The sequence below is a fragment of the Streptomyces sp. NPDC017056 genome, assembly GCF_044332485.1.
In the GTDB taxonomy this organism is placed as follows: domain Bacteria; phylum Actinomycetota; class Actinomycetes; order Streptomycetales; family Streptomycetaceae; genus Streptomyces.
Map to the genome: position 1 here is coordinate 21,719 of NZ_JBIRPD010000034.1, position 16,502 is coordinate 38,220.

At 69.8% G+C, this 16,502-nt stretch carries 14 protein-coding genes and 4 pseudogenes; 6 read left to right on the forward strand and 12 right to left on the reverse strand.

Translation table 11 applies throughout. The features are described 5' to 3' along the window. Positions 1-418 precede the first annotated feature (418 nt). The 3 genes from ACH4OW_RS37820 to ACH4OW_RS37830 all read left to right on the forward strand — a co-directional run bounded on the left by ACH4OW_RS37820 (position 419) and on the right by ACH4OW_RS37830 (position 3,756). Complete coding sequence (locus ACH4OW_RS37820; protein WP_398033341.1) at positions 419-1,600, forward strand: sensor histidine kinase; 1,182 nt, start codon at positions 419-421, stop codon at positions 1,598-1,600. Continuing rightward, positions 1,593-2,258, forward strand: coding sequence for a response regulator (locus ACH4OW_RS37825; RefSeq protein ID WP_398033223.1), 666 nt, complete (start codon positions 1,593-1,595; stop codon positions 2,256-2,258). The genes ACH4OW_RS37820 and ACH4OW_RS37825 overlap by 8 nt, the downstream gene beginning before the upstream one ends. 271 nt (positions 2,259-2,529) lie before the next feature. Next, positions 2,530-3,756 carry a serine hydrolase domain-containing protein gene (locus tag ACH4OW_RS37830; protein WP_398033344.1) on the forward strand — a complete coding sequence of 409 codons (1,227 nt, stop codon included), beginning with the start codon at positions 2,530-2,532 and terminating at the stop codon, positions 3,754-3,756. Between the two features lie 257 nt (positions 3,757-4,013). Here ACH4OW_RS37830 and ACH4OW_RS37835 read toward each other — a convergent pair whose 3' ends face one another. Beyond that, positions 4,014-4,622: a TetR/AcrR family transcriptional regulator gene (locus ACH4OW_RS37835; protein ID WP_398033226.1), complete on the reverse strand. Its 609-nt coding sequence runs from the start codon at positions 4,620-4,622 to the stop codon at positions 4,014-4,016. Positions 4,623-4,717: 95 nt separating this feature from the next. On the opposite strand from ACH4OW_RS37835, the gene ACH4OW_RS37840 reads away from it, so the two are divergent. Beyond that, positions 4,718-5,464 (forward strand): SDR family NAD(P)-dependent oxidoreductase, encoded by a 747-nt coding sequence (locus ACH4OW_RS37840; protein ID WP_398033228.1) that lies wholly within the window; start codon positions 4,718-4,720, stop codon positions 5,462-5,464. A gap of 74 nt (positions 5,465-5,538) precedes the next feature. On the opposite strand, the gene ACH4OW_RS37845 is transcribed toward ACH4OW_RS37840, so the two are convergent. The 5 genes and pseudogenes from ACH4OW_RS37845 to ACH4OW_RS37865 all read right to left on the reverse strand — a co-directional run bounded on the left by ACH4OW_RS37845 (position 5,539) and on the right by ACH4OW_RS37865 (position 9,609). Further along, positions 5,539-6,033 carry a DUF6233 domain-containing protein gene (locus ACH4OW_RS37845; protein ID WP_398033230.1) on the reverse strand — a complete coding sequence of 165 codons (495 nt, stop codon included), beginning with the start codon at positions 6,031-6,033 and terminating at the stop codon, positions 5,539-5,541. A gap of 326 nt (positions 6,034-6,359) precedes the next feature. Beyond that, on the reverse strand, positions 6,360-7,355 hold the full coding sequence (locus ACH4OW_RS37850) for a hypothetical protein (protein ID WP_398033233.1): 996 nt from the start codon (positions 7,353-7,355) through the stop codon (positions 6,360-6,362). Positions 7,356-7,479: 124 nt separating this feature from the next. Further along, a pseudogene (locus ACH4OW_RS37855) lies at positions 7,480-7,759 on the reverse strand (hypothetical protein). Between the two features lie 101 nt (positions 7,760-7,860). Further along, positions 7,861-8,633: pseudogene (locus ACH4OW_RS37860) on the reverse strand (replication-relaxation family protein). Between the two features lie 442 nt (positions 8,634-9,075). Then, entirely contained in the window at positions 9,076-9,609 is a 534-nt protein-coding gene (locus tag ACH4OW_RS37865) for a DUF6207 family protein (RefSeq protein WP_398033236.1), read from the reverse strand. Between the two features lie 408 nt (positions 9,610-10,017). Here ACH4OW_RS37865 and ACH4OW_RS37870 point away from each other — a divergent pair, with 408 nt between their 5' ends. After that, positions 10,018-10,839: an MBL fold metallo-hydrolase gene (locus tag ACH4OW_RS37870; protein WP_398033239.1), complete on the forward strand. Its 822-nt coding sequence runs from the start codon at positions 10,018-10,020 to the stop codon at positions 10,837-10,839. 239 nt (positions 10,840-11,078) lie between these two features. Then, a pseudogene (locus tag ACH4OW_RS37875) lies at positions 11,079-11,283 on the forward strand (transposase); the annotation flags it as partial. A gap of 23 nt (positions 11,284-11,306) precedes the next feature. On the opposite strand, the pseudogene ACH4OW_RS37880 reads toward ACH4OW_RS37875, so the two are convergent. From ACH4OW_RS37880 to ACH4OW_RS37905, 6 genes and pseudogenes are all read right to left on the reverse strand, one after another. After that, positions 11,307-12,178 (reverse strand): annotated as a pseudogene (locus tag ACH4OW_RS37880) (IS5 family transposase). Between the two features lie 241 nt (positions 12,179-12,419). After that, positions 12,420-12,752 (reverse strand): alcohol dehydrogenase catalytic domain-containing protein, encoded by a 333-nt coding sequence (locus ACH4OW_RS37885; RefSeq protein ID WP_398033242.1) that lies wholly within the window; start codon positions 12,750-12,752, stop codon positions 12,420-12,422. A 141-nt stretch (positions 12,753-12,893) separates the two neighbouring features. Continuing rightward, a complete protein-coding gene (locus tag ACH4OW_RS37890; protein ID WP_398033244.1) occupies positions 12,894-13,625 on the reverse strand; it encodes an HAD family hydrolase in 732 nt (243 codons plus the stop codon). A 527-nt stretch (positions 13,626-14,152) separates the two neighbouring features. Continuing rightward, positions 14,153-15,541, reverse strand: coding sequence for an FAD-binding oxidoreductase (locus ACH4OW_RS37895; protein WP_398033247.1), 1,389 nt, complete (start codon positions 15,539-15,541; stop codon positions 14,153-14,155). 39 nt (positions 15,542-15,580) lie between these two features. Next, positions 15,581-16,180 (reverse strand): AAA family ATPase, encoded by a 600-nt coding sequence (locus ACH4OW_RS37900; RefSeq protein WP_398033249.1) that lies wholly within the window; start codon positions 16,178-16,180, stop codon positions 15,581-15,583. 41 nt (positions 16,181-16,221) lie between these two features. Beyond that, positions 16,222-16,482, reverse strand: coding sequence for an acyl carrier protein (locus ACH4OW_RS37905; RefSeq protein ID WP_398033252.1), 261 nt, complete (start codon positions 16,480-16,482; stop codon positions 16,222-16,224). Positions 16,483-16,502: the final 20 nt, after the last annotated feature.

Consider the following 16,502-nt stretch of genomic DNA (forward strand, 5'->3'; position numbering starts at 1 on the left):
CACCCGAACAACCAAACCGAACACGACCCCAGCCCACACCCACCACGCCCGAACGCAACCACTTCAGCCGCCCCAAGTCCCACCCCAAGGACAGGACACCAGACCACAGCAGCCCAGCCCCCTGAACATCACCGCTCCGTCACATCAGGCGACGCTAGAAGGCCCCAGCGGCGACGCCGAGAGGCCCTGAAAGAAGTCGTTCGCGCTCCGCCTCACCGCCGGCGACGGACGCTCACTTGGGGAAGGTCCCCACCATGGTCGGTGAGGTCGCTTCCTAGAGGGTCGCCACGGTGGTGCCGTCGGCGGAGCGGGTCCTTGGGTCCTCGGTGAGGCTGGTCGAGCCACGATAGCGTGCGAGTGGTTCTTTGGAGTGATGAAGGCCCGCGTGCGAGGTCATAGTGTCGGGCGGATGAGAGTAATGGACGGCAGGTGGCCCGGGTGGGGCGCTGACGCCGGGCTGGTCGTACTGACGTTTCTGCCGGCGCTGCTGTCGCAGCCGTACGTGGACACCTCCGAGCCGGCCTGGACGTCGCTCACCGTGTACGAAACGGTGGGCGTGGGGGTCCTGCTGCTGAGGCGGCGGCTGCCGACCACCGCTTTCGTCGTGGGTTTCGGGGCCTTTTTGGCTGCGCTGGTGGGGAGTGCGAGCGCGGGAGCCAAGCTGTCGCCGCTGGTCTTCCTGCCGCTGGCGGTGCTGCTCTACAGCCTGGGCAACCACGTCGCGAGCTGGAGGCGGACCGTATCGGCGGTCCTCGGCGTCAGCGTGCTGAGCGCGGTCGGTCTGTGGCTGAATCGGATGACGACCGACTCCGGTGACTTCCAGGGCGGCCTGGACGTCCTCGCCGCGCTGGCCCCGATGCCGCTGGCGTGGGCCATGGGGTTCGCCGCGCGGACCCGGCAGGAACTCCTGGCCGCGGCCGAGCGGCGGGCGGCCGACGCACGCCGGGCACAGGCCCTGGAGGCGGCGCAGGCCACGCAACGTGAGCGGGCCCGGATCGCCGGAGAGATGCACGACGTGGTCGCACACTCGCTGACCCTGCTCGTCGTGCACGCGGAGACCCTGCGGGCCCGCGGCGGCGAGCTGCCCAACTGGGCCCGCGTCCAGGCCGACGGGCTGGCGGCGGCGGGCAGGCAGAGCAGCGGCGAGCTGCGTGACCTGCTGCGGGTACTGCGCGACCCCACAGACGCGGCCCCTCTCCAGCCCGTGCCGGGCCTCGATGAGCTGGAGGCGTTGCTGGACAGTCACCGTGCCGCGGGAGGAACGGCCGGGCTGACGATGGGCATCGCGCCGGAGTCCGTACCGGGGCCGGTGCAGCTGGCGACGTATCGCGTCGTGCAGGAGGCACTGGTCAACGCGCGTCGGCATGCGCCCGGGGCGCCGGTCCGGGTGAGTGTCGACGGCGTCGCGGGAGAACTGCGGTGCGAGATCGTGAACGGTCGCGCCCCGCGGCGCGGCACGGCCGGCGCGGGCATCGGGCTCGGCCTGGTCAGCATGGAGGAACGGGTGGGGGCGCTGGACGGCGGACTCACCGCGGGCCCGACTGGTGACGGCGGCTTCCGCGTCGTGGCCACGATGCCGTTGGAGCGTGTGGATGTCTGAGCAGATCAGCGTGTTCGTCGTGGACGACGAGCCGGTCATCCGCGCCGGACTGAGCGCGATCCTGGAGACCCAGGCGGACATCACCGTGGCGGGCACCGCGGGCGACGGTGCGGAAGCCGTCGAGGCGTGCGCGCGGCTGCGGCCGGACGTGCTGCTGATGGACATCCGGATGCCGCGCCGCGACGGGCTGTGGGCGCTGGCCGAGCTGGGCCGCCGCAGACTGCTCGGGCCGGGGCGCAGCCGGGTGCTCATGCTGACGACGTTCGACCTGGACGAGTACGTCGACGACGCGCTGGCGGCCGGGGCGTCCGGTTTCCTGCTGAAGAACAGTTCGTACGAGGAGCTGGCCGGGGCTGTCCGTGCCGCGGCGGCCGGTCACAGCGCGCTGAGCCCGGCGGTGACTCGGCGGATCATCGAGGGCCATCTCAGCGGTCGGCGCCGGCCCGGCGACCAGGAGCTGGCCCGGCTGCGGGACCTCACCGAGCGGGAGGTCGACGTGCTGCGTCTGATCCGGGACGGGCTGAGCAACGCCGAGATCGCCGGCCGGCTCGTGGTGAGCCTGCACACGGTGAAGACGCACGTCAGCCGCGTGCTCACGAAGACCGGCTGCCAGAGCAGGGCGCAGGCGGCGGTACTGGCCAGGGACACCCTGCCCTGACCCGGCCCCGGCGGGCGGGCGGGGCGGGGTGCCGGGTAGCGCGGAGTCATTCCTTGGAGTGACCACGCGTCGCCGGGAAGCCCGCCTTCGAGCGATGTAGCGGGGGCGCGCCGCTGACTGAATGGTCGGTGTGCGCGGGACCCGCGAAAGGCCGCCCGGCGGGTGTCGGCCCGGTCCTCTGCGCGCGCAGCAGCTGTCACGCCGAAGGGAACTTGTCATGTCCTCATACACGCCGTCGCGCCGTCACCGGATCCGTCGGGGGGCGCTGGCCATGGCGTTGGCGACCTGCCTGGGCGCGGCGCTGGTGAGCTGCTCGGATGCCGGGTCGGACGGGGCCGGACGGAGCGCGGCCGGCACAGCGGCCGCCGCGCGGCTGGCCGGCCTGGCGCAGAAGGCGGCGGACACCGGCTCCCTGGGCGTCATCGTCCGCGTCGACTCCGGCGACGGCAAGCCCGTCGAGCTCGCCCGGCAGGCCGCCTGGACAAAGGACGACCACCGCATCGCCGCCGGCGACCGGTTTCGGGTCGGCTCCAACACCAAGACGGTCACCGCCACCCTCGTCCTGCAACAGGTCGCCGACCAGAGGATCGGCCTCGAGGACACGGTGGAGCAGTGGCTGCCCGGACTGGTCAAGGGCGGCGAGGACATCACCGTACGGATGCTGCTCAACCACACCAGCGGCCTGGGCGACTTCCTGCTGACCCCGCAGTTCCTGCCCTCCCTCACCGGTCAGGACAAGCGCGCCTGGACACCGCAGCAGCTGCTCGCCATCACGCCCGCACAGGACCCGCCGGCCGAGCCCGGCGCGAGGTACTCGTACAGCAACGCCAACTACGAGGCGCTGGGACTGATTCTCGAGAAGGCCACCGGGAGCGGCCTGGCCGAGCTGATCAAGAAGAAGATCACCGGGCCGCTCGGCATGAAGGACTCCTACCTCGCCACGAAGGCCGGCTGGAACACCGGCCAGCAGCACGTGACCGGCTACGAGCCGGACGCCGAGCGCCTGAAAGCCATCCTCTCCGGGACCGTTGACCTGCCCGAAGGCGTCGCATTCGCCGGTCCTGAGCGTTCCGGGGACAACATCGACACCTCTGCCATCGACCCGAGCTGGTCCTGGGCGGCCGGCGGCATGGTCTCCACCGCACACGACTGGCAGCGCTTCCTGACCGCGCTGATCTCCGGCGAACTGCTGCCCAAGGCGCAGCTGGAGCAGATGCGCACCACGGTCGACGCTCCCGAGGAGGGCGGCGGCTACGGACTGGGGCTGATGCGGGTGGATACCACCTGCGGCTCCGTCTGGGGGCATACCGGCGGCCTGCCCGGCTACTCCAGCGAGATCTACACCGACGCGAGCGGCCGGCGCAGCGTTGCCGTCCTGACGAGCACGAACTTCGGCATCAAGGAGAAGAAGGCCGCCACCAACAACAAGGCCCTCGTCGAAGGGGCCATCTGTCAGATGCTCGGCAAGCCCCAGCCCTCGGACAGCCCGGCCGGATGACGGCCGCGGACACCAGTGGGCATCGCCTTCGCCGGCGACGGCCGGACGCGGCCGCACCAAGCAATCCCCTACGACCGACCGAGCGCGAAAGTTGCACACCTCACGGCCACTCTGCTCCACAGGATCGGCCGCCTCGCCTTCCGGCGACGCGGACTCACGGTTCTCCCGTGGGCTGTCGTCCTGGGCGCCCTCGGCGCCGCCGTCAGCACCACGAGCACGAACACCAGGCGGGCGGCGCGGGCGAAGACGGCAGCCGGTCAGGCGGGCGGCCAGCTCCGCAGCGCCATGTCGGCCACCTGCCGCAGGTCGTCACGGGTAACGCCACTGGCGGCCTGGACGGCGATGCCGTTCGCGACGGTCATCAGGTAGCGAGCAAGTTGTCCGGAATCGGTGTCGGCGGGCAGGTCGCCTTCGGTGACGGCTCGCCGGAACCGGTCGCGCAGACGCGCGGTGCCCTCGTTGCGCCAGGCGACAAGGGCATCGCGGGCATGGCCCGCGGTGTCACCGGCGGCGAGGGATGCCTGGACACCGAGGCACCCGGCGGGGCACCCGGGGCAAGTGGTGGCCCGCACGGAGCCGTTGAGGAACGCGGTGGCCACCTGCCGGGCGGTCGGCTCCTCCAGGGCACGGGCCACATAGGAGGCGGGGCCCTCGGTGTAGCGCTCCAGCGCCTTGCGGAACAGATTCTCCTTGTTGCCGAAGGCCGCGTACATGCTGGTGCGGGTGATGCCCATGGCACCGGTCAGGTCGGTGAGGCCGGCACCTTCGTAGCCCTTCTCCCAGAAGACCCGCATGGCCCGTTCGAGGGCCTCGTCCGCGTCAAAGCCCCTCGGCCGGCCGATCCGCGCCTGTCGCTGCGTTTCCATGCACCCACCCTACTAGTTCTGTACCGGTCGATACGGAAGCCTGTTACTGTTGCGTTCTAAACCGATCAGTACTGAAGTTTCTGGAGGTCAAAAGCATGTACCTCAAGGACAAGACCGCGGTCGTCACCGGCGGCGGCACCGGGATCGGCCTGGCCACCGCCGCACGACTGGCGGCCGAGGGCGCGCACGTGTTCATCACCGGCCGGCGCAAGGCCGAACTCGACGCGGCCGTCGAGACCATCGGTGCGTCGAGAGCCACCGCGGTGGCCGGAGACATCTCCGACCTGACCGACCTGGACCGGCTGTACGACGCGGTCCGCGCCCGCGGCCGGGGCCTGGACGTGATCTTCGCGAACGCCGCGACCGCCTCACTGGTACCACTGGAGCAGATCACCGAAGAAGACCTCGCCCACGTCTTCGACATCAACGTGCGGGGCACCCTGTTCACCGTGCAGAAGGCGCTGCCGCTGCTCAACGACGGCGCCTCGGTCATCCTGAACGCCTCCACCGCCGCCGACAACGGCGCCGAGGGGTTCGGCCTGTACGCAGCGTCCAAGGCCGCCGTACGGTCCTTCGCCCGGGTCTGGGCCAACGAGCTCAAGGGCCGCGGCGTCCGGGTCAACGCCATCTCGCCGGGCCCGGTTGACACCCCCGGGGTCACCAACCTGGCCGGACAAGAGAACGCGGCCGACCTCCGGGCCAAGCTCGCCGCGGACACCGCACTGGGCCGGATGGCACGCCCCGAGGAGATCGCCGCGGTTGTCGCCTTCCTCGCCTCCGACCAGAGCAGCTTCATCCTCGGCGCCAACCTCTACGCCGACGGCGGCGAGAACCAGATCTGACGCAGCCACTACCCCAACGGCCAGGCACCCGCCGCTGCCCGCAGGGTGCGGCCGGCTCGCTCATCCCCTGGCTCTCAGAACGAGTCGTCCGCAGGCGTCGGCAGCGTACGCAGCACCGCCTCCGGCTGGCAGATCGCGCACGTGGTGGCCACCTCCGGGCCCTGCGCCAGGAGCCGCAGGGCATCCGCGTCGGTGGCCAGGCTGCCGCCCTCCGATCCGGCGGCGCAGTCCATGCGGTGCACCAGGCGCCGCCCGTCCCGCGTCACATCGACGCGCCAGCGGGTGCGCTTCTCCGGCGGCGGCGGATCCAGGACGCTGTAGTCCTGGCCCTCGAGGGGCTGCACGATCGGATGCGGAGCGCTGAACTCGACGACGTGCGGCTGCTGGATCGGGCCGCGCGCGGTGTCCACCCGGCCGGGCAGCGTGAGCTGGTAGGTGTACCACCAGGTGCCCGAGCGGTCACGGCGACGCCGGGTGACGACGACCCGGACCGTCTGCCCGTCCGGCAGCGTCACCTTCACCAGGGGGCCGTCGCCCCAGTGCGCCGACGACTCGTCGTACTCCTCCACATCTCTGGCCCTAAATCGCCCGTCCTTCGGCCGTGGCGCCTGCCCCGCACAACCGGAGGGCGGCCCATGCATGGCGGCACGGGCGGCGGGGCAGGATCGGCCCGCCTCATTGCTGGGGAAAACGAACGAGGTATGGCGGGCCCGGGCCGGCGGCGGCCAGATGCCGGTGACGATCCGGCCCGGCCCACCCATCCCTCGGCGCACGTCCTCTCCCCCGCTGCCCGACCCAGCCAGCGGACGCGGCGGAGGCTGGACGGCGCCGCGCCGCCGGACCGGGCCCGGGCCAACGGCGTCCAGATACCGGTGACGACACCAGCCCGGCCCGCCTACGCCTCCGGACCGCTCGCATCGTCGTCCTCATCGAACTCCGGCATCGGCAAGGGCTCGGCCTCCCGCATCAACTCCGCCGTCCAGAACCGCTCCACCGCAGCGGGACCCTGCACCACCGAAGAGGTCACCGTGGGCTCGGCTGCCCCAACTTTCTCCGCCTGCTCGGCAGGGGCGCGGGAGCCGTCCGGCCAGCTTCGGGCGAAGCGCCGCAGGGCGCGCCGCTGTTCGGCTTCGTGCGCGATCCGGCGGGCCAGGACCGTGCGGTCGACGTGGGGTGCGACGGCGGCGAGGACCAGGCGCTGCAGTTCGTCCGGGTCCAGGGCTTCGACCTCCCACTGCACCGGGTGGGCGGGGTCGAGGCCGTGACGGCGGGCGAAGGCCGGCCAGCGCGGGTCGCCGCGTTTGCCCTCCGCCGGGGGCAGACCGTAGGCGAGGACCTGCTCGTAGGTGAGGGCGACACGTTCGACCGTGGACCAGCAGCCGGTGCGGGCAACGAAGTCGCGCTCGATGTCCTCCCCCGACGCATCGCAGTCGCCGACGAACAGCAGCCGGTGTTCGCGTTCGTCGTGGGCCGCGCGGGTCCGTACGACGTCGACGTAGGACTGGGAGCCGAAGCCGCGGACCACCAGCACCGGGATGCCCAGCTCGCCGACCCAGCTGGTCATCAGCGTGCGCAGCGTGTCCTTCTCGGCCGCGAGGTAGAGCGCGCACGGCTGGCCTTGCGTACGGTCCAGGCCGAACTGGTCGACCGCCTCCCGCAGGAACGCTCCGGCGTCCGGCCAGGCGGGTGGGACGTGGACCTCGCGCAGGGTGTCGACCAGGTCCGGGAAGTCGCCCCGGCGCCGGGCCTCGGCGCACCGCGCCGACAGCCGGCGGTACATCGGCGGCGAATTCGCGATCATGCCCTCGGCGACGAGCCGGTAGTGGAGCTGGCGCAGCGTGCAGTTCGCCGGCCCGTAGCCGTTCGCGATCTGCCGCGCTCGCTCCACCACCGCGGCCCATCGGACTCGCCGTAAGCCCATACCGGTACACGTACCGCTGCGCACCGCTCAGCGCCAAGTGCGCCGGACGGAGCCACGTCGCAGCCGCTGCGTTCTCCCGGCGGCAAACCGGTTTTCAGGGAATGTCACCGTCCCAGTCCCACCGGCTCGCGTCTCCCGGCCGGGGCTCGTACAGGGCCCGCCCGCCGGCGCCGAACTGTCCGATCTCCGTCATCAGCGCGGCCCCGGTGGCGATCTCCTGCGGCGTCCAGCCGGTGATATCGAGCAGCAGGCCATCCAGCGGCCCGCCCACCAGCTCCGCGTACGTCCGGCCCGGCCGCGGGCCCGGGCGGGTCGTCGAAGTCCGTGCCGTAGACCCGGCCGCGCAGCAGCTCCTCATCCCTGTCCCTGTCCATACCGGCCAGGCTCCCAGCACCCACCGACAACGCGGGCGTCCTTCATCCCGGTCACCGAACGACAGTGGACCGGCCCGTCGGCCCCGGTGTGGCCGCCCCGGTCAGCGGTTGAACCCCTGCGGGTAGCGGGTGAGCCGGCGGTGGTAGTCGTCGACGGCGAGCTCGTACCACGGTTCGCCGCGCTGCAGGCGCGGGAGCGTGGTGGCGAGCACCGCGATGGTGATGCCGTCGACGTCGCGGGTGAGAGCTTCCAGGCGGCGCTGGAGGAGGTGTTCGGGCAGGCCGGTCAGGACGACGTGCAGGGTCAGGAAGTGGCGGCTGCGGGGGTAGCGGTGGCGGGCCCAGAAGTCGTACGAGCGGCCGACAGTGTTGCGGGCGCCTTCCCATGCGCGGGGGCCGGCGTAGCGCTCGTAGTCCCAGACCTCCTTCGCCAGGCGGGCGCGGGTCATGGTGCCGTTGTCGACCTCGAACAGGCGCACTTCGCTGGTGGCGGTGGGCAGGGTGAGGACGGCGTCGGTGCTGAAGCTCAGGCCGATCGCTTTGATGGCGTGGTTGACCTCCACCTGCCAGCCGGTCAGGTGGTGGCGGCCGCCGTAGGCGAGGATCGTCTCGGTCACCGCGATGCCGTGCGGCCCGAACCCGGCCCGGATGTCCTGGCCCCGGTACCGGCCCTCGGGCGCGGCGGCAGTTCGTTGCCTTCGGCCAGAGCCTTCAACCCCGCCGGGGTCAGGTTCCAGATCGAATCTCGTCCGTGCTTGCCGTTCGTCTCCGCCAGGCCCTGGGCCTTCAACTGCTGCATCGCCCTGCGTACGTACGACCGACCATCCGAACCCTCCGCTGTGATGACCTGAGCCATCTGCCTGCCGACTCGCATGAAAGTGACCTGCGATTTTGCAATCCATGTTCCGGGCACCTCGCACTCGCTGCGCCACACGGCCCGACATATACGCACGTCAAAGGCCCCGCCGTCAGGACACCGTGATGAGAAGCCCACGGACGCTGAGCCGCGAGTCGGCACCAGCAGCCGCGCAACCAGCACCGGCCTGGACACCCGAAGCCCCGCCGTGACCACACCCCACACGCCCGGCTCCCCCCGCCCCGGCCCCTTCCGCCCGCGCACAACCGGCACGGACCACCGTGCCGCCGCGCAGCCCTCGAAAGGATCAGAAGCGCCGTTCTCAAGACAGCGGAGCGGAGCGGTGCGGGGTGTACCGCCCCATGACAGCCGCGCCCCGGCATACACCGCCCCACGGCAGTGACCCCGCCCTTGCTCAACACCTGACCATCGAAAACACTCAGCCCTGACGTGCCGTCACTTATACCCACCCACCGACACCAAACCAGCACATCGCAGCCTGGGCGACGGCCGCGGCCATCTGTTCGTCTGCGGCGGTCACCTCAACGGCGACGAAACCCGGCTCGTTCAGGCTCGGATGCTGAGGGATCGGCTTCATCTCCGGCTGACGCCATCGCGGGGACGGGCGGTTCGCCGGCCGGGGCATCGACCCGGTCGTGGCCGGAGTGGCCGTACGACGACAGGGCGGGCCGACAAGGTCTGCGGCCGGCCGGCAGCTGGGGTAGGTGCCGTAGCGCGGTTCGGCGAGCAGTGCGCGGGCCTGTTCGGTGATCGCGGTGAGGGAGTCCAGGGGGTGTGACCAGCAGTTGGGGCGTGGCCTACTCGGCGGCGCTGGACGGGTTCGCGCCTGGATCTGACAAACCAATCCGCCGCCGGTCCGCACACCTGCCGTGTCGTGGTTGTGCTCGCGCAGCCATGTGATCACTTTGCCTTTGTCGTACCACTGCGCCGACGACTCAGCGAGATCCCGGCGGGGCGCCTTCTCCAGTGCCACAAGGACGTCGTAGGTGTGCCTCGGCGTGCGCGCCAGCTCGGCGGCGCGGCCTCTGTTCCCAAGCCCCGGGGCAGCATCCCGGGGCTTGCACCAGACACCAGAAACAGGCCCCAGGGCTCGCGCCATGACATGAGCAAAGCCATCGAACGCCCCGAAACGCTCGTCGATCTGGGTGGCTCCGGAAGGTAGGGGCAAGCTCGCTCGCATACGGGGCACGACACGCTTAGATCGAGTTAGAATAAAACGAACTGTAACTTTATTGTGGTGTACCGCTGCAGAGCAGCAGTCGAACCGACCACCCGAAGGCTCACCATGACTAGCTCCCCGAAGCGTCCCCCCTCGCACCCGTCCGCTCCGCCTACCGCAGAAACTCGCTGGGCCCGCTCCGCGCGGCCCCGCACATTGCACATGGGAGAGTTCCGGATCAGCTACGTGCCCGACGGCGTCATCCACCTCAAGCCTGCCTGGCTGCCCGACTCCGCCGCACACCACTGGGCTGCACACCCCGAACACCTCGACAGCTCCGGACACCTGGTTGCCAGTGTGGGCGGGCTCCTGGTGGAACTCGGAGACCGTGCGCTGCTGATCGACGCAGGCTTCGGCCCGCATGAAATCCCGGCAGACCCAAAGAACCCCCTGATAGGAGGCGTCTACGGTGGGCAGTTGCTGACGAGCCTGGCCGCGCTCGGTCGCACACCGGAAGAAATCGAGGCAGTGGCTATCAGCCACCTGCATTTCGACCACATCGGCTGGGCTTGGAGCCCCGCGCCCGGCGGCGAGCACCCGGCCTTCCACCAAGCGAGCTACCTGCTCACAGAGCCCGAGTGGGCACATCGCGACCAAGCTGCTGCACACGGCGTCACCACCACCATGCTGGCCGCACTCGAGCCGCGAGTACGCCTCATCTCACAGAACGAAGAGATCTTCCCCGGAGTGCGCGTGCTCCTCACCCCAGGGCACACACCCGGACACGCCGCCTTCGTACTGACTTCCGGCGGCCAGCGGCTCATCGCCTTCGGCGACGCCCTGCACTCGCCGATCCAAGTGCGCTACCCCCACTGGTCCGCTGCCCCGGACCAGAACCCGCGAATCTCGGCCAGCCATCGTCGCCGGCTTTTGCACGCATTGCAGCAGCCCAACACTCTCGGGTTCGGACCCCATTTCGCCGATGTGGTGTTCGGCCGCGTGCGGCGGGACGCCAGCGGACTCGCGTGGCACCCGGAGCCCTGAGCCGACCACAGTGCACCATTTCGGGGCGCACCCGGTCCACCACATGTCCGGCACGACAACGTACCGGTAATGCCCCAGCGTCATGCTGCGAGTATGCCTAGCATGACCCTGGGCGCAGGACGTTTGGCACGGGGCGGTGCCGGTCTGCCCTGTTCAAACAAGTCGGGTGATATCCATCATCCGAGACGAGCAATCCGCGAGGCACGGCCGCGATGTGAGCGCAGGCCCGGCCGGATGAACTGTTCGTCGATGAGGATTTTGCGGACTGGTATCCGGCTGACGGGAGAAAGGGGCTGTCACCGGCCAGGCTCACGTTGGCGTCCGTGCTGCAGCACACCGAGAACCTGACCGACCGGCAGGCCGCTCAGGCCCTGCGGTGCCGTCGATTGGAAGTACTGCCTGGGCCTGGAGCCGGACCATCCGGGGTTCGACTTCTCCGCACTCAGAGGTCGTTTTCTCCCGTTGTTTCATCCCGTGATGCGTATGTGATCCGGTGATGTCGGGGCGCGCCAGGAGATGGTGTTCTCGCCGGTGAGGCGGCGGGCCATGAGGTCGGTCATGGCCGGGTGGGTCAGGGCTTCGGAGCGGGCCGGGAGGGTTTCGCAGTCGCGGACCAGGCGGCGGCGCAGCATCGGCCAGCCGTAGGTGCGCTCGACCGTCCACCGCTTCGGGATCGGGGTGAATCCCCTGGTCCCGGGGGTGCGTTCGACGATTTCCCTATCGATGCCGAGGGCGGCGGCGTGCTCGACAAAGTGCTTGCGGTAGCCGCCGTCGCCCCAGACCTTGCGCAGGCCCGGGTGGTCGGCGGCGACCTGGTCGAGCAGCCGAGTGCCGGCGGTGGAGTCCTGGACGCTGGCCGCGGTGACCAGCACCGCAAGCAGGAGGCCGAGCGTGTCGGTGATGATGCTTGGCTTGCGGCCCGCGATGTCTTCTTGCCCGCGTCCGTGCCCTGGCTCCTGGCGGGGACGCTGGTGGCGGTCTTGACGCTCTGCGCGTCGATCACGCCGGCCGATGGTTCCGCGTTCCGGCCCTGCTGCTGGCAAACCAGGTCCCGCAGCAGGCCGTTGAACTGGACGAAGACGCCGTCCTTCTGCCACTTGGCGAAGTAGCCGTGGAAGGTTTCCCAGGGTGGGAAGTCGTGCGGCAGGTAGCGCCACTGCACGCCGGTGCGGTCGACGTACAGGATCGCGTTCATGATCTCGCGCAGGTCGTGTTCGGGCGGTCGCCCGATGTCCAGGGCCCGGCCGCGGCGCTCGAAGCGCCAGGCCGTCAGGACAGGCTCGATCAGCTCCCAGCGGGCATCGGACAGATCGCTCGGGTAGGGGCGTCGTGCACTCATGACTGGGGCGTACCGCCGGTGCGGGCGCGCGCCCAGGCATGCGTCCGCCCCTGTGGCAGTGCGGCCGCGGAACGGGCGTCCTGGGATGAGACAGGCGCAAGCCGCCTCGCCCCCCAGGCGTCGTCGCCCCCTCCGGCTCCCAAGAACCAACCGCGCCTCAGATCCCGTCAGCACCACGTTCTCGCAGTTCAAAAAACGTGTCTATTGCAATGAGACAGGAGAAAACGACCTCTTGGTGCGTTCATCGGCAGCGCGGCGACTGCGCGTAGCTCCACCCCTTGGGGCAGGGGGCGACGTGGTCGACGGGCACGACAATGTACTCGGCCTGTGCGCCGCCCGCGGCGCGGAAGGGGTTGACCAGGGCCATGACGGCATCTCCGTGGATGAGGTCGCTGCCTGGCCCGACGGCGTCGATGGTGCCCGAGGCGTCCATGCCGGGCATGGAGGGCCCGGCCACTGCGGCCGGGTGCGCTGCGAGCTCCCGGAACGAAGCATCACGTCCGTTGGGTTGACGGCCGCGGCGGCCACCTTGAGACGGACCTCTCCAGGCCGGGATCGGCGATCGGCAGGTCAATGACTTCCAAGACCTCGGGGCCGCCGAAGCGGTGCAGCGCAGGCACGCATGTCAGAGGGTCTGCTTGCTACGGAGCGGTGGTGGATCGAGAGCGCTGGGCGGGGCCAGCGGCTGTGCACTGCGCCAGGTCCAGGCGCGTTGTCAGGCGTGGAGGGAGCGAAGTCTGCGGGGAGAGTGCGTGTAGGGCAGGGGGAGCGAGGGAGCGGCCGGGGCGGCTGGCAGGCTGCGCCAGCCGTGGTGACGGGCATGCTTTGCCATCTCTGGGTCAGTGCCGACGATCACGCTGGCACCGGCCAGGCGCAGCAGGGGCAGGTCGGAGACGTGGTCGCCGTAAGCGGCGGGGGCGTGCAGGTCGATCCGGTGCCGGTCGGCCAGCTTCCGCACGGCCGCTGCCTTTTCCTCACCGATCATTGGCCGTTCGATGTGTCCGGTGTACCGGCCGTCGACGATCTCCGGCTCTGAACACAGCACAAAGTCTGCGTCCACATAGCGGGCGATCGGAGTGAGGCAGGCGGGGAACGATCCCGACACCAAGACCGTCACCTCTCCGCTCGCGGCGTGCCGCCGCAGGGATTCAAGGGCAGCGGGGTGGAAGAAGCCGCCGAGTCGGAGTTCGGCGACGAACCACTGTTCGGCGAGCTCTTCCACTTCGGCCGCCGGCAGTCCCTGGTAGTTGGTGAAGTAAGCGCGGTTGGTCTCGGTCCGGGAGAGACCGAGAGCCGTCATCGCCCGTAGGCGTCGTCGCTCTTGCGCATAACGGTGCGGTGGCAGGCCGTCAGCGGCCATGCGGTATTGCAGGAACCGGAACATGCTGGTGGCAGTGGTCAACGTGCCATCGACATCGAAAAAAGCTGCCGTGGCTAGCGCGTCCATACTCTGTGGCCTCCTGGAGGTGGGTGATGAGAGCGCGGCGGCACCCGGAGGAACCTGCGCCGCCAGGCCCGCCGACAGTGGCGAGTTCAGGGTCTCCCTTGCACTGTCGTGACGTCGGCACACCTCAGCCCGACCGTCAGACGCAGAGTTCCGGAGGTGGCAGGGGTGCGCTGCGGTGAACCCGCCCGCACTGCTTGGACTGAGGGAGCGTAACGCTCGGCCACATCCCTGCCGCGTCGGTGACGACGACCGCGGTGCCAGGTGCTTAAGGACCTCCGGTGGCTGAGCCACGAGTGATTCCTAGGCCGGGCTGATGTGCACGGCGGTGATCTCTCTACCGTTGAGGAGAGTGGGCCAGGTCGAATTGTTGGGGTAGAGCGCCGGGAGCGCGCCCGGTGTGCCGCCGAAAGAAGGCGGCCTGGAGCGCCGGGGCGGAAGGGGTGAGGCGTTGCCGATGCACCCCACCACCTCCGCCGTGGGCCGGGGCTCCGCGTGCTGCTCGGGGCAGCCCGGCAAGGGCATCGTTGTCAGGCGAGGGCCGGCTTGATGTTCTGGTTCATGCGGAACACGTTGTCCGGGTCGTACTTGCCCTTCAGCTGTGCGAGCCGCTCGTAGTGCTGCGGTCCGTAGGCCGACCTAATGCGCCGCTCACCCTCGTCGACCAGCTCGTTGACGTACACGGCACCCGAGGTGAACTTCTGCAGGGTGTCGTAGGTGTGGCGGCACCAGGCGATGTTGGCGGTGTCGTCCTCCTGGTCGGTCCACCCGGCCAGCAGGGTCACCAGGTAGCCGTCCTGGCGATGCGGGAAGGCCGTGTCCTCGGGGGCGACTCGGGCCATCTTCCCGCCGAGCAGCATGGTGCCCACCAGGGTCAGCTCCGAGGGGCGGCGGCGGAAGCCCTCGGCGAGGGTGGTGAGGGCCTCGTCGGTCAGACTGGGAATCATGAACGAGCGGGTGTAGTAGCGGCGGTGGTGCACCGCATCCGCGTCCAGGAGCTGCTGCACCTGGGGGTAGGTCATGGTCTCACTGGTGCGCGTCACCGGCTCCGGGCCGAAGCCGGCCAGGGAGTCGATGAGTGCGTCGGTGTCCTCGGCCGGGGCGGTGTCGACGTAGCGGATAGCGATCAGCGTCTCGCCGTCCTCCTGATTGAAGAAGGCCACTGCCAGGCCCATCCGGTCGGGGGCGGACGCAGTGAACTCGGCAAGTCCGGCGGCGACGGCTGCGTGGTCGGTGAGCCGGTAGGCGACGATGCCGGTGCGGCAGGGGCCCTGCGGGTGCAGCTGGTACTCAAAGGAGGTCACGATCCCGAAGTTGCCACCGCCTCCGCGGATGGCCCAGTACAGGTCGGCGTCATCGTCCGGGCCGGCCCGCCGGACCTCGCCGTTCGCCAGTACGACGTCCGCGGCGAGCAGGTTGTCGACGGTGAGGCCCTGGGCGCGGCAGAGCCAGCCTACGCCGCCGCCCACGGTCAGCCCGGCGATGCCGGTGTGGGAGACCTGGCCGCCGGTCACCGAGAGACCGAACCGGTAGGCCTCATCGTCAAGCTCGGCCAGCACCAGGCCGGGCTCAGCAATCGCCACCCGCCGCTGCGGGTCGATGCGGATGCCCTTCATCTGGCTCAGATCGATCACGAGACCGTCGTCGATCGATGAGTGGCCGGGGTAGCTGTGCCCCCCGCTGCGGACGGCGATCGGCACATCGTGCTGGGTGGCGAACTGCACGGCCGAGACCACGTCCGCGGCGCCCGCGCACCGCACGATCAGCCCAGGGTGGCGGTTGAAATACCCATTCCAGACCAGCTTGGCGGAGGCGTACCCGGCGTCCTCCGGTGCGAAGACGTTGCCGCGGATGACGGTGCGCAGCTGCTCGATCTCGGCGTCCGGGACGGCCTGCCCGGCACGGTCCTGCAGGGTCATATTCTCTCTCCTTGTGTTCGGTGAATTGCAGCCGGGCGTTCATCGCAGGTGGCTGAGGAAGTCGCGGACGGACTGGACGCGTTCGGCGACGCTGCCGCTGACCGTGATGCTCGGCACGGGCAACCGCTTGACGGTCTCGGCGGACAGTTCGTCGATCAGGCCCCGGAAGCGTTCGCTGATCGGCGGTGGGGACACCGTGAGGGGGAACTCGGCCGGCACGAGCACTGCCCCGTCGTAACGGTTTCTGCAGAAGGACTGCACGACGTGGCCGATCTGCTCCTCGAGCGCCGCGTAGCGGTGCGGTGCGGTGGCGGGCCCCTCTGGCCACTGTGCCTCCTGAGCGGGGTGCAGCCCGTGGGCCAGCCGCGTGCGAAGATAGATCCATTCGTGGAGGACCGAACCGTCGGACACGAAGGTCCCCTGAGCTGCCTCGCCCAGGAGACGCTCACCGAAGCGGCGGATAGTGAGCTGGAACAGCTCCTCGTCGGAGGACTGCTCAAGTGAGGTGCCCTTGCTTCCCTGCGGGTCACGCATGGGGTTGGCATGTGCCTTGGGCAGACCGAGTTCGGCGCTCAGAGCATCCGCGAGGGTGGTCTTGCCGTTGCCGTAGGCGCCGATGAGGGCAAGTCGCACTGTCATGTGAACTCCCAATGGCGTGAGGGGCGGTTACGTGGTGCCGGTCAGGCACTCACGAGCTCGGAGCGAACGTGGTCAGCCACGTCGCGCACGGTGCCGAGCTCATGGAGCTGCGCAGTGTCCAGCTCTAAGCCGTACTCGTTCTTGAGCCGGAGGGAGAGTTCGATGATCACCAGGGAATCGACGCCCATGGCCTCGAAGTCGCCGTCCAAGGTCACGTCCCCGGCGTCGATGACATCGACGTTGGTGAGGAAGTCCGTGATGAGTTCGACGATGGAATCAGTTGAAATATCGGGGGTAAGCACGGTATTTCCTCCCGGCGCGT

Coding starts and splice junctions, on each gene's coding strand:
- ACH4OW_RS37870 (WP_398033239.1), top strand. CDS start 10,018: ATGGGAGAGTTCCGGATCAGCTACGTGCCCGACGGCGTCATCCACCTC.
- ACH4OW_RS37830 (WP_398033344.1), top strand. CDS start 2,530: ATGGCGTTGGCGACCTGCCTGGGCGCGGCGCTGGTGAGCTGCTCGGAT.
- ACH4OW_RS37820 (WP_398033341.1), top strand. CDS start 419: ATGGACGGCAGGTGGCCCGGGTGGGGCGCTGACGCCGGGCTGGTCGTA.
- ACH4OW_RS37840 (WP_398033228.1), top strand. CDS start 4,718: ATGTACCTCAAGGACAAGACCGCGGTCGTCACCGGCGGCGGCACCGGG.
- ACH4OW_RS37900 (WP_398033249.1), bottom strand. CDS start 16,180: ATGACAGTGCGACTTGCCCTCATCGGCGCCTACGGCAACGGCAAGACC.
- ACH4OW_RS37835 (WP_398033226.1), bottom strand. CDS start 4,622: ATGGAAACGCAGCGACAGGCGCGGATCGGCCGGCCGAGGGGCTTTGAC.
- ACH4OW_RS37825 (WP_398033223.1), top strand. CDS start 1,593: ATGTCTGAGCAGATCAGCGTGTTCGTCGTGGACGACGAGCCGGTCATC.
- ACH4OW_RS37890 (WP_398033244.1), bottom strand. CDS start 13,625: ATGGACGCGCTAGCCACGGCAGCTTTTTTCGATGTCGATGGCACGTTG.
- ACH4OW_RS37895 (WP_398033247.1), bottom strand. CDS start 15,541: ATGACCCTGCAGGACCGTGCCGGGCAGGCCGTCCCGGACGCCGAGATC.